This is a genomic window from Paenibacillus haidiansis (genome assembly GCF_036553665.1).
GTDB lineage: Bacteria > Bacillota > Bacilli > Paenibacillales > Paenibacillaceae > Fontibacillus > Fontibacillus haidiansis.
This window is the reverse complement of sequence record NZ_JAZHPZ010000001.1, coordinates 364,742-376,878: the sequence shown is the minus strand read 5'-3', so window position 1 is coordinate 376,878 and position 12,137 is coordinate 364,742. Positions and strand designations below refer to the sequence as shown.

The window sequence follows — 12,137 nt, the reverse complement described above, 5'->3', positions numbered from 1 at the left end:
TAGACTAACCCTATATTTCAAGCTTTGCGCGGCAAAGCTGAGGGTGAAGCGATCAAGGGGTGGAAGATCAATGGAATTTACAAAAATGCATGGACTCGGAAATGACTTTCTTATATTTTACGGAGAGCGGGAGCTGCCGGAGAACGTTTCGGAGCTGGCGGTCGCGTGGTGCAACCGCTACTTCGGCGTAGGCGGGGACGGTCTGGTATTCATTTTGCCGTCGGATGAGGCCGACTTCAAAATGCGGATTATCAATTCGGACGGAAGCGAAGCCGAACAATGCGGGAACGCGATCCGCTGCGTATCCAAATACGTCTACGACAACGGATACACCGACAAAACGGAGATCACGATCGAAACGCTCGGCGCCGGGGTACAGCAGGTCAGCCTGCAGATTGAAGACGGAAAGGCGAAAACGGTGCGCGTCGATATGGGCGAACCGATTCTCGACGGCCTGGCGGTGCCGACGACGCTCCCGGGCAATCCGGTGCTGTCCCGGCCGATTGAAACGGACGGCCGGAAGTTTGACTTTACGGCCGTGTCGATGGGGAATCCGCACTGCGTCATTTATGTGGAGGACGCGCCGAATTTCGATCTGAACACCTGGGGGCCTAAGCTGGAGGTTCATCCTTACTTCCCGCGGAAAATCAACGTGGAATTCGCCACCGTGACCTCGCGCGACCGGGTGGAGATGCGCGTCTGGGAACGCGGAGCCGGACCAACGCTGGCCTGCGGGACGGGAGCCTGCGCGACCCTTGTCTCCTCCGTGCTGAACGGTTATACGGACCGGGCCGCCTGGATCGGGCTAAAAGGCGGCGACCTGTTTATCGAATGGGATGAGCGCGACAACCACGTTTATATGACCGGGCCGGCGGAAGCCGTGTTTACGGGAAATACCGGGCTTTAAACCGGGCAAGCGGGCAGCCGACGGGCTGCCTTTATTTTTTGTTTTAGGACTTTTTCTTTCAAAGGTTCATCCTTATCAATCGGGACGATTTATGATACATTAGAATGAACTTATGACTGAAACGAGCAGTGATCGGCGTTTAATTAATACCAAATAAGTCTCCGGGGGTACTTATGATGAGACCTGATTTGCGCAAAAGATGGGAAAACGATGTCCTGATTGGCGACGGTGCGATGGGGACGTATCTTTATAAATTCGGATTTCCCGTCGGGATTTCCTATGAGGAGCTCAACTTGCTTCAGCCCGAAGTGATCGGCGACGTTCATCGCAATTATATCAAAGCGGGCGCGGAACTGATCGAGACCAACAGCTTTTCGGCCAATTTTTACAAATTGTCCAAATTCGGACTGGAATCGCAGGTCGAAGAAATTAACCGGGCCGCGGTCCGCATCGCAAGACAGGCCGCCGGAGACGACGTGTATGTCGCCGGCGCGGTCGGTTCGATCCGCGGCGGCAGACGCGCGAACGTGACCGAGCAGGAGCTCGGCGCTTACTATGAACAGCAGATTGCCGCGCTTTTGTCCGAGGGGGTGGACGCGCTCCTGTTCGAAACGTTTTACGATCTGGGCGAAATGCGGATCGCGCTGAGAGCTGCCCGAAGCTTAAGCAATATTCCGGCGATCTGCCAGTTTGCCGTCGACCAAATCGGACGCACGCTCGACGGCTATAAAATCGCCGACGCGTTCGGCATCCTGCGCGGCGAAGGAGCCGATGTGCTCGGCTTCAACTGTCACTCCGGCCCCAAAGGCATCATGAGCGTAATGTCCGGGCTTGGCGGACCGCTGGATACTCCGCTCTCCGTCTTCCCGAACGCGGGTTTGGCCGATTATGTGGATGGAGAATATGTATATGGGGCCACTCCCGATTACTTCGGCGAATGCGCCGTTTCGTTCGCGGATCTCGGCGCCCGCCTGATCGGCGGCTGCTGCGGCACTACACCGGAGCATATCGCCGCGACGGCCAAAGCCCTGCGGGGGTATGAAGCGGCGCCCCTCGGTCAAGGAAAGCCTTTGCCGGAGCCGCGGGAAGCGGTACTGGTTAAGGATACCGGCTTGGTAGCGGACGGTGGCCCGTCGCGTCCGGGGCACCCCCCGGACATTACGCAGCTGGTCAAGGAACGCCATACGGTGATCGTCGAGCTCGACCCGCCGCGCGACCTCGATATCGGCAAATTTATGGAGGGGGCCGCGGCGCTTAAGGCGGCCGGCGTCGACGCACTGACGCTGGCGGACAACTCTCTCGCCGTGACGCGGATGAGCAATATGGCGCTCGGCCATCTGGTTCAGCTCAAGCTCGGGCTTCGTCCGCTCGTCCATATCGCCTGCCGGGACCGCAATCTTATCGGCACGCAGTCGCATATGATGGGCTTCGACGCGCTCGGCATCGACCATGTGCTGGCCGTTACGGGCGATCCCGCTCGGTTCGGGGATCTGCCGGGGGCGAGCAGCGTCTATGATACGACCTCCTTCGAGATCATCCGCATGATCAAGCAATTGAACGAGGGCGTGGCCTTTTCGGGCAAACCGCTGAAACAAAAGGCCAAATTTGTGGTCGGCGCGGCTTTTAACCCGAATGTGAAGTACCTGCACAAAGCGGTGGAACGGCTGGAGAAAAAGATAGCCTCCGGCGCGGACTATATTATGACCCAGCCGGTGTATGACCCGGAGCTGATCGTGGCGATCAAACGGGCGACCGCCCATTTGGATATTCCGATCTTTATCGGGATAATGCCGCTCGCCAGCGGCAAAAACGCGGAATATCTCCATAACGAGGTGCCGGGCATCCAGCTTTCGGACGAGGTCCGCAAGCGGATGGAGGGCCTATCCGGGCCGGAGGGACGGGCGATGGGCGTGGAAATCGCCAAGGAGCTGCTCGATACGGCAATGGAGCATTTTAACGGAATTTACTTGATGACTCCGTTTATGTTCTACGAGATGAACGTCGCATTGACGAAATATGTTCACGAGAAATCGAAACCGTCGGCGGCCCACTTGTCTCGTTTTTAATTATCAATTACAATAGGGTAACGGATGTGATGCCTTTGTCTCACAGTATGACAGGATACGGCAGTTCCGCCAGAGTCTTCGGCGGGTACATTATTCAGTTTGAAATAAAATCCGTCAATCACCGTTATTCGGAAATCGTTCTGCGGATGCCGCGCGAATGGACATGCTACGAGGATGTGCTGCGGCGGCGGATTCAGCGGGACGTGAAGCGCGGACGGATTGATGTATATATCAGTAAAGAGCAGGATGACGCAAGTACCCTGCCTTTTGTTCTGAACAGCGGCGTCGTGGAGTCTTATTTGCGCGCAGCCGAAGAATTGGCGTCCAAGTACGGCCTGGAACCTTCGCTGAATGCCAAGGACGTCCTCTCCCTGCCGGATGCGCTGATCCCCCCGAACCCTTCGCCCGCGGACAACTCCGGCGGCGAAGATTGGGAGAAGGTGCTGATTGACGGGCTGGAAGAAGCGCTAGCCGGATTGCTGGATATGCGCCGCAAGGAAGGTCTTCATCTTGCAGCCGACCTGGAAGCGCGGATTTCCCGGCTGGAGGCGATCCACGCGGAGCTTGTCAACCTGGCGCCCAAAGTGGTTTCCGATTATCGGAACCGGCTCAAGGGACGGCTCGCGGAGCTGCTGGAAGGGACGTTCGATGAGCAGCGCTTTGCGATGGAGGTGGCCGTGTTTGCGGACCGTTCCAATATCGACGAGGAGCTGACCCGGCTCGCAAGCCATTTTGCGCAGTGCCGCGCTTTGCTGCAGGCTTCCGAACCGGTGGGGCGCAAGCTGGATTTTTTGATACAGGAAATGAACCGGGAAACGAATACGATTGGATCGAAAGCCAATCATTTGGCTCTTGTCAACCGTGTCGTAGAAATGAAAGCGGAACTGGAGAAAATTCGCGAGCAGGCGGCGAATCTCGAATAACGTCACATTTGACACTGACCGAGTCAAGTAAAATAGGGGGAACTACCTGAATATGGGAATTAAACTTATTAACATCGGCTTTGGAAATATCGTATCGGCCAATCGAATCATTTCAATCGTGAGCCCGGAATCCGCGCCGATCAAGCGGATCATTCAGGAGGCGAGAGACCGCCACATGTTGATCGACGCTACATACGGCCGCCGTACCCGTGCGGTAATCATTACGGACAGCGATCACGTTATTCTTTCGGCGGTGCAGCCGGAAACGGTCGCCCATCGTCTTTCCGCCAAAGATGACGACAACGACGAATAAAATGGAGAGAGTTATGGCTAAAGGGTTACTTATTGTATTATCGGGACCTTCAGGAGTAGGAAAAGGCACGGTTTGCAACGAGCTGCGGCGGCGCTTGCCGGAGCTCGTCTATTCCGTTTCGGCGACTACGCGGGGTCCGCGGCTTGGCGAAGAGAACGGAGTGAACTATTTCTTCAAAACCCGCGATCAGTTTCTGGATATGATCGAAAAGGATCAATTGCTGGAATATGCGGAATACGTGGGGAATTTTTACGGTACGCCCCGCGATTTCGTAGAGCAGACGATCAACAGCGGCCGCGACATTATCCTTGAGATCGAGGTTCAAGGCGCGCTGAAGGTCAAAGAGAAATTCCCGGAAGGGGTTTTCGTTTTCTTGCTGCCTCCTTCGCTCGACGAGCTGAAAGGCCGGATTCAAGGCCGGGGCACGGAGAACCAGGCGACGATCGATCACCGGATGTCCGTGGCCGCCCATGAGATCGGGCTGCTGGAGAATTACGATTATGCGGTCGTAAACGACGAAATCGATCTGGCTTGCCGCCGAATAGAATCGATTATCGTTGCCGAACATTGTAAGGTTAAGAACAAGGCCAAGGAATATTGCAAATGAGTCTGAAAGAAGAGGTGCTTTTCTATGCTGTATCCATCTATCGATAAAATGCTGGGCAAGGTCGGCAGCAAATACTCCCTCGTTGTGGCGGCTTCCCGCCGTGCTAGACAACTGAGAGAAGGGGAGAAGAGCGAACTGAAGCAGCCGAAATCACACAAGCAGGTCGGTATCGCCCTGGAGGAAATTTACGGGGACTTTGTAAAGATCAAACAAAATGTCCAAATCGTTCCCGAATCGGATGAAAACAAATAGATTTCTTTGACCTCGTGGGTCGCGAGATTTAAATAAACAACTTCCAATGACAACCGCGAGGTTGTTATTTTTTTCACCGGAACTAATGCGATTTGCTTCGTGATCTAATGGAAACTTGAGCGAATCATTTCTTTTGGGAGAAAGCGAGGGGAAAAGGTATGTTGAAAGGTAAAAAGATTCTGCTTGGCGTAACCGGAGGCATCGCCGCGTTTAAGGCCGCCGCCCTGTGCAGCAAGCTTGTCAAGGAAGGGGCCGAAGTGCGGGTTATTATGACCGAATCGGCCACTAAATTAATCACCGAGCTGACGATGCAGTCTTTGTCTAAAAATCCGGTTTATACCGATACTTTTGATGAAAAGAATCCGCAATATATCGCTCACATCAGCTTGGCCGACTGGGCCGATCTGGTGCTGGTCGCACCGGCGACCGCGAACATCATCGGCAAGATGGCGGCCGGAATCGCCGACGATATGCTGTCCACGACGCTGCTGGCCACACAGGCGCCGATCATGCTGGCACCGGCGATGAATGTGCATATGTATGTTCATCCGGCGGTACAGCGGAATTTGGCGGAGCTGGCGGCGCGCGGCGTGATGCTGATTGAGCCGGGTGAAGGGCTGCTTGCCTGCGGTTATACCGGCAAAGGCCGGATGGAGGAACCCGAGAGCATCGTGGCGGTGGTAAATTCGTTCTTCAGCCGCGAGGAACGGCGGGAGGGGCTTCCGCTGGCCGGCAAAAAGGTCGTCGTGACGGCCGGAGGCACGGTGGAACGCATCGATCCGGTGCGCTATATTTCCAACGATTCGTCGGGGAAAATGGGCTTCGCCCTGGCGAAGGCCGCTCAAGAACTCGGAGCGGAGGTTACGCTGCTGGCGGCAAATACGCAGCTTGCGCCTCCCGCCGGAGTCCGGGTCGTATCCGTGGAATCCGCGCAGGACATGTATGAGGCGGCATTGGCCGAATGGAGCGATACCGACATCCTGGTGAAGGCCGCCGCGGTCGCGGATTACCGGCCGAAGAGCGCCGAGACCCAAAAGATCAAAAAAACCGGCGATACGCTGACCTTGGAGTTGGTGAAGAATATCGATATTTTGGAGACGCTGGGTAAGCAAAAAACCAAGCAGTTTCTAATCGGCTTTGCCGCCGAAACGAACGATTTGGAGAAGAATGCGTTGGACAAGCTGAAGCGCAAAAACTGCGATCTCCTTGTCGCCAACGATGTCACCCGGGAAGGCGCCGGGTTTGGGACCGATACGAATCTCGTGAATATTTACGATCAGGCCGGGCTGGTGCAATCGCTGCCGCTGCTCTCCAAGGAAGAGCTCGGATTCGTGATCCTGGAGCTGGCGGCGCAGCGTTTGCCGGGAGCTTCTAAATGAAGTACAGCATGGCCAAAGTGATTGTCGATGTGCCGAGCCGGGAAACCGATCGGCCTTTTGATTATTTGATCCCGGACGGGATGCAGGGGTGGATCGAGGTCGGCAGCCGGGTCGGCGTCCCGTTCGGGCGGCGGACGGTCCAGGGCTTCGTATTGTCCCTGCACGAGCATACGGAACTGGACCCGCGGCGGATGAAGCCGATTCAGGAACTGCTGGATCTGGTGCCGCCGCTGCCGGCGGATCTTGTGAAGCTGGCGGAATGGATGAGCGGCAAATATGCCTGCAGCATGATTTCGGCGCTTCAGGCGATGATTCCCTCGGCGCTCAAAGGCAAGGCGGAACGGTATATTTCCTTGGCCGAGCCCGGGGAGGAAGAGAGTATCGGGGAAGCCGAAGCGGACGGCTTGTTTGCCGCTCCGCTGCTGTTGACCGGAGAGGAAGAGGAAATCGTCCGTTATGTCCAAGCGTCGGGCCAGGTGACGCTGGATCATTTGAGCGCCCATTTTCCGGGCCGGGCCGGAGAGATCAAAGGGCTGATTGCCCGCGGCATTTTGGCCGAAACTCAGATGATTAAGGACAAGGTGCGAAAAAAGACGGTGAAAACCGTTGCCGCCGCGGTGAGCGGGGAGGCCGCCGAAGCGGCGCTCGCCTCCTTCAGCGCTCAGGCCAAGCGGCAGAAGGAAGTGCTGGAATTCCTGTTGGAAGTGGGAGTTCCTCTTTCGCTGCAAGAGGTACTGTCAACGCTCGGCGTGACCGCGGGCACGGTCCACAAGCTGGCCGAGAAAGGCTTTGCGGCGATTACGGATGTCGAGGTATTTCGCGATCCGTACAAGGACCGCCGTTTTAAAGGCTCCGCCCCGCTGGTGCGGACGCCGGAGCAGGAAGTTGTGTACGGCAACGTAACCGAGGTTCTGGATGCGCGTCAGCATGGCGTGTTCCTGCTTCACGGGGTAACGGGCAGCGGCAAAACCGAGGTCTACCTGCAGACGATCGAGCGCTGTATCGAGCTCGGACGGCAGGCGATCGTGCTCGTGCCGGAAATTTCGCTTACCCCGCAGATGGTGGAGCGGTTCAAGGGCCGCTTCGGCGGCAAGGTGGCGGTGATGCACAGCCGCCTGTCCACCGGCGAGCGCTACGATGAATGGCGCAAAATCCGCGAAGGCCGGGTGCAGGTAGCGATCGGCGCGAGATCGGCGGTGTTTGCCCCGTTTGCGGATTTGGGCTTGATCGTGATGGATGAGGAGCATGAGACGAGCTACAAGCAGGAGGAGACGCCGAAATACCACGCGCGCGATGTGGCGGTGTTCCGGGCGCGGCAGCATGGAGCGGCCGTCATTCTCGGCTCCGCGACCCCGTCGCTGGAGAGCTATCATGCCGCCCGCTCGCAGGCGGACGACGATTTCGCGCCGCTGCTGCTGGAGATGAAGCAGCGGCCTTTGGGCAGCCGTCTGCCCGGCGTGCATATCGTCGATATGCGCGAGGAACTGCGGGACGGCAACCGCTCGATGTTCAGCCGCAAGCTGCACGAAGGGATCGCTTCCCGCCTTGAGCGGGGCGAGCAGACCGTGCTGTTCCTGAACCGCCGCGGCTATTCGACCTTCGTGATGTGCCGGACCTGCGGTTATGTGGCGGGCTGCCCCGAATGCGACATCTCGCTGACGTATCATCAGAAGTCGAACAATCTGCGCTGCCATTATTGCGGTTATGCGGTGCCCGCTCCCTCGGTATGCCCAGAATGCGGCAGCGAGCACATCCGCTATTTCGGCACCGGCACGCAGCGGGTGGAGGGCGAACTGGCCAAGCTGTTTCCCGGCATCCGGGTAATCCGGATGGATGTGGACACGACGACGGAGAAGGGGTCGCATGAGAAGCTGCTTCAGGCGTTCCGCGAGAAGAAAGGCGACGTGCTGCTCGGTACGCAAATGGTGGCGAAGGGGCTGGATTTCCCCGATGTCACCCTGGTCGGCGTAATCGCGGCGGACACGGCCCTCAATTTTCCGGACTTCCGGTCTGCGGAAAAAACGTTCCAGCTCCTCACCCAGGTAGCCGGACGGGCCGGACGCCATCAGCTGCCCGGCGAGGTGTTTATCCAGACTTACATGCCGGATCATTATTCGATCGTACATGCAAGCAGACATGATTATCTTTCGTTCGTCCGGGAGGAGCTGAACCACCGCAAAACGCTCCATTATCCGCCGTACAGCAAGCTCATTCTGGTGACCCTGTCACACGAGCAGTTGCCGCTATTGCTACGGATGGCGGAGAATTTCACCGGTGACCTGCGGGCCAAGGCGCAGCGGCTTGGCTGGTTCGGCAGCCTGGACCGTTTCGCGGCGGACGCGCTGGACATTCTCGGGCCGGTGGCTTCGCCGATCCCGCGCATCAAGAACCGCTACCGGTTCCAATGCATGGTGAAGTATCGCGGCACGCTGGACGCCGTGCGGCTTGTGCGCGAGACGGCCGCCGCAACGCTGGAGCAGCTTAAGGACGCTTCGCTGCAAATCAGCATCGATGTGGATCCGCAGATGCTGATGTAGGGGCGCAGTGTTGATGTAGCTGGCAGCTGCCCTAGTAATGTTGAGCGGCAGGAGATAGTACCCCGACCTTCGTCCAGCCAAAATATAATGATTTATTGGATTTTTCCAATCGGAATATCGGGTGTAACGAAAGTGATCATCCTTTAATGGATTTTTCCAATGGAGAGGTCGGGTTGGCGGAGAAATTGTACACGCCGAGGAACCAGTACGGCATTTTCCCAAATAATATATATCTAAGAATATCTCATCAAGGATGGTGGATCGCATGGCATTGAGAATTATTGTTATTGAACCGGATGAAGTGCTGCACCAGGTGGCCAAGGAAGTGAAGAAAATTACGCCGAACGTGCAGAAGCTTTTGACCGATATGGCCGAAACGATGTACGAGGCCGAGGGCGTCGGGCTGGCCGCGCCGCAAATCGGGATTTTGAAGCGCGCGATCGTCGTCGATGTCGGCGATGAGCACGGCTTGATCGAGCTGATCAATCCGGAGATCGTATCCAAGGAAGGCGAGCAGTTCGGGCCGGAAGGCTGCCTGAGCATTCCCGGATTCCGCGGGGACGTGCGGCGGGCGCAGGCGGTGACGGTGAAAGGTCTCGACCGGAACGGGAACGAGGTTACTTACACGGGATCGGATCTGCTCGCCAGAGCGTTCCAGCATGAAATCGATCATTTGAACGGCGTGCTGTATACCGATATCGCCGAAAGAGTCTACGAAATTCCTCCCGAGGAAGAAGAAACGGAGTGATTCCTTCCATGAATATCGTATTTATGGGAACCCCCGCGTTCGCGGTCCCTTCCCTGGAAGCTTTGCTGAAGGAAGGATACAACGTAGTTGGCGTCGTTACGCAGCCTGACCGTCCGCAAGGGCGGAAGAAATTGCTCACCCCGACGATGGTCAAGGAAGCCGCGCTGCGGCACGGGTTGCCCGTGCTGCAGCCGCAGCGTCTGCGGGCCCCGGAAGCGGTAGCCGAAGTTGCCGCGCTGCAGCCGGACCTTATTGTGACGGCGGCTTACGGGCAAATTTTGCCGAAGGCGGTCCTGGATCTGCCGCGGTACGGCTGCCTGAACGTGCACGGCTCGCTGCTGCCCAAATACCGCGGCGGCGCGCCGATTCAGCGCTCGATTATAAACGGGGAGAAAGAGACGGGCATCACGCTGATGTATATGGCGGAAGGTCTGGATACCGGCGATATGATCGCCAAGTCGGTCGTGCCGATCACCGACGAGGATACTGCCGGGACGATGTTCGAGAAATTGAGCAGCGCCGGCGCGGAGCTCCTGATCCGCCAACTACCGCTGATTCTGGACGGAAAGGCGGAGCGGATTCCGCAGAACGAGGAAGAATCCTCCTATGCCCCGAACCTGTCGCGCGCCGACGAAAGAATCGACTGGAGCGCTTCGTCGCGGGATATTTTCAACCGGGTGCGGGGGCTGGTTCCGTATTCCGGCGGGTTTACCACCTGGAACGGGGAAGTGTTTAAAGTCTGGGCGGTCGCCAATCCTGCCGCAAAAGGAGCCGCGGCCTCGTCTTCCGGACAAGCACCCGGCACGGTGCTGGATCTGTCCCCGGCCGGGATCGAAGTCAAAACCGGCGACGGTTCGGTGCTGCTGACCCGGGTTCAGCCTGCGGGCAAGAAAGCGATGGAGGCGTCCGAATTTATCCGCGGCGGCGTGATGAAGCCCGGGACGGTTCTGTCATGAGCGGGAGCAAAGGTCCGGACCGGGCGGCTCAAGGCAAAAAAGGCCGTGGAAAGTCTACGGCCAAGGCAACGGCGCGGGATGCGGCTCTGCAAGTATTGACGGCGGTGGAGCAAGAAGGCGCGTACAGCAACCTGCTGCTGAACGGAACGCTGCAGAAATCCGGCTTGTCCGGGCCGGATGCCGGCCTTGCGACCGAGATCGTGTACGGCACGATTTCCCGCTTGAACACGATCGATTATTTTCTGGAGCCGTTCATTGCCAAAGGGCTGGCCAAGCTTCAGCCGTGGGTGCGGAATTTGCTGCGGCTCAGCTTCTATCAGCTCTATTATTTGGACCGGATTCCCCCGCACGCGGCGGTCAATGAAGCGGTCAACATCGCCAAACGCCGCGGACACCAAGGCATTTCGGGGATGGTCAACGGCGTTTTGCGCAATGTGCTGCGCCGCAAGGAGGAGCTGTTTTTGCCGGCGGATCTGCCGCCGGTAAAACGGATCGCGCTGGAGCACTCCCATCCCGAATGGCTCGTCGCCCGGTGGGTGAAGCAGTACGGGGAAGAGACGGCGGAAGCGATCTGCCGGGCCAATAATGAGCCGCCTTCCGTCAGCGTCCGGGTCAACCGCTCGCGGATCGGCCGCGAGGAATTGTTGAAGGCGATGCGGGAGCAGGGGCTTGAAGCGGTTCCCTCCGAGATATCGCCGGACGGAATCGTGGTGACGAGCGGCGGGAACATGGCGCTGACCCCTTGGTACCGGGAAGGATTACTCTCCGTGCAGGATGAGAGCTCGATGCTGGTCGGCGAGGCGGTAGGTCCCGAGCCCGGTATGTCGGTGCTTGATTGCTGCGCGGCCCCCGGAGGGAAAACCTGCCATATGGCCGAGCTTATGGATGGCAGCGGTCTGGTGATTTCCAATGATATTTATCCGCATAAAGCGAAGTTGATCGCGGAGCATGCCGAGCGGCTGGGCCTCGGGAATGTGCGGGCGGAGTCCGGCGATGCGGCCAAACTGGGCGAGCGGTTTGCGCCGGAATCGTTCGACCGCGTGCTGCTTGATGCGCCTTGCTCGGGCTTTGGCGTCATCCGCCGCAAGCCGGATCTGAAATGGGCCAAAAAACCGGAGGATATCGCGGAGATATCCGCGATTCAGCGCGAACTGCTGGATGCCGTATGCGGCCTGCTCAAACCGGGCGGGGTGCTCGTGTACAGCACCTGTACGATCGAGAAATCGGAGAACGGCGATCTTGTCCGGGATTTTCTCGAACGCCATCCGGAATTCAAGCTCGCCGAGGGTACGCCGGGCGGCTGGGCCAATATCCCCGCCGCTGCGGCCAGGGAGACCGCGGGCTTGCAAATTTTACCGCAGGACGCCCATTCGGACGGGTTTTATATCGCCCGGCTCGTAAAACCTCAGTAACATATATTTGCAAAATACAGGAACGATTGTTGAAGCA

The 12,137-nt window shown here is 57.8% G+C and carries 11 protein-coding genes; all 11 read left to right on the top strand.

Annotated elements, in window-relative coordinates; translation table 11 throughout:
- Positions 1 to 70: 70 nt before the first annotated feature.
- The 11 genes from dapF (at position 71) to rsmB (ending at position 12,100) form a co-directional block, all read left to right on the top strand.
- Positions 71 to 907: a diaminopimelate epimerase gene (dapF, locus tag V3851_RS01830; RefSeq protein ID WP_331844778.1), complete on the top strand. Its 837-nt coding sequence runs from the start codon at positions 71 to 73 to the stop codon at positions 905 to 907.
- 176 nt (positions 908 to 1,083) lie between these two features.
- Positions 1,084 to 2,973, top strand: a complete 1,890-nt coding sequence (locus V3851_RS01825; protein WP_331845243.1) for a bifunctional homocysteine S-methyltransferase/methylenetetrahydrofolate reductase — start codon at positions 1,084 to 1,086, stop codon at positions 2,971 to 2,973.
- Positions 2,974 to 3,008: 35 nt separating this feature from the next.
- Positions 3,009 to 3,896 (top strand): YicC/YloC family endoribonuclease, encoded by an 888-nt coding sequence (locus tag V3851_RS01820; RefSeq protein ID WP_331844777.1) that lies wholly within the window; start codon positions 3,009 to 3,011, stop codon positions 3,894 to 3,896.
- A gap of 52 nt (positions 3,897 to 3,948) precedes the next feature.
- Entirely contained in the window at positions 3,949 to 4,209 is a 261-nt protein-coding gene (gene remA, locus V3851_RS01815) for an extracellular matrix/biofilm regulator RemA (RefSeq protein WP_331844776.1), read from the top strand.
- 13 nt (positions 4,210 to 4,222) lie between these two features.
- Positions 4,223 to 4,816, top strand: a complete 594-nt coding sequence (gmk, locus tag V3851_RS01810; RefSeq protein WP_331844775.1) for a guanylate kinase — start codon at positions 4,223 to 4,225, stop codon at positions 4,814 to 4,816.
- A 24-nt stretch (positions 4,817 to 4,840) separates the two neighbouring features.
- On the top strand, positions 4,841 to 5,068 hold the full coding sequence (gene rpoZ, locus V3851_RS01805; RefSeq protein ID WP_331844774.1) for a DNA-directed RNA polymerase subunit omega: 228 nt from the start codon (positions 4,841 to 4,843) through the stop codon (positions 5,066 to 5,068).
- A gap of 158 nt (positions 5,069 to 5,226) precedes the next feature.
- On the top strand, positions 5,227 to 6,447 hold the full coding sequence (gene coaBC / locus V3851_RS01800; protein WP_331844773.1) for a bifunctional phosphopantothenoylcysteine decarboxylase/phosphopantothenate--cysteine ligase CoaBC: 1,221 nt from the start codon (positions 5,227 to 5,229) through the stop codon (positions 6,445 to 6,447).
- Positions 6,444 to 8,984 carry a primosomal protein N' gene (priA, locus tag V3851_RS01795; RefSeq protein ID WP_331844772.1) on the top strand — a complete coding sequence of 847 codons (2,541 nt, stop codon included), beginning with the start codon at positions 6,444 to 6,446 and terminating at the stop codon, positions 8,982 to 8,984. Before coaBC ends, priA begins: the two co-directional genes overlap by 4 nt.
- Before the next feature lie 265 nt (positions 8,985 to 9,249).
- Positions 9,250 to 9,732, top strand: coding sequence for a peptide deformylase (def, locus tag V3851_RS01790; protein WP_331844771.1), 483 nt, complete (start codon positions 9,250 to 9,252; stop codon positions 9,730 to 9,732).
- A gap of 8 nt (positions 9,733 to 9,740) precedes the next feature.
- Positions 9,741 to 10,688 (top strand): methionyl-tRNA formyltransferase, encoded by a 948-nt coding sequence (fmt, locus tag V3851_RS01785; RefSeq protein ID WP_331844770.1) that lies wholly within the window; start codon positions 9,741 to 9,743, stop codon positions 10,686 to 10,688.
- A complete protein-coding gene (rsmB, locus tag V3851_RS01780; RefSeq protein ID WP_331844769.1) occupies positions 10,685 to 12,100 on the top strand; it encodes a 16S rRNA (cytosine(967)-C(5))-methyltransferase RsmB in 1,416 nt (471 codons plus the stop codon). Before fmt ends, rsmB begins: the two co-directional genes overlap by 4 nt.
- The last annotated feature ends 37 nt before the right edge of the window (positions 12,101 to 12,137 follow it).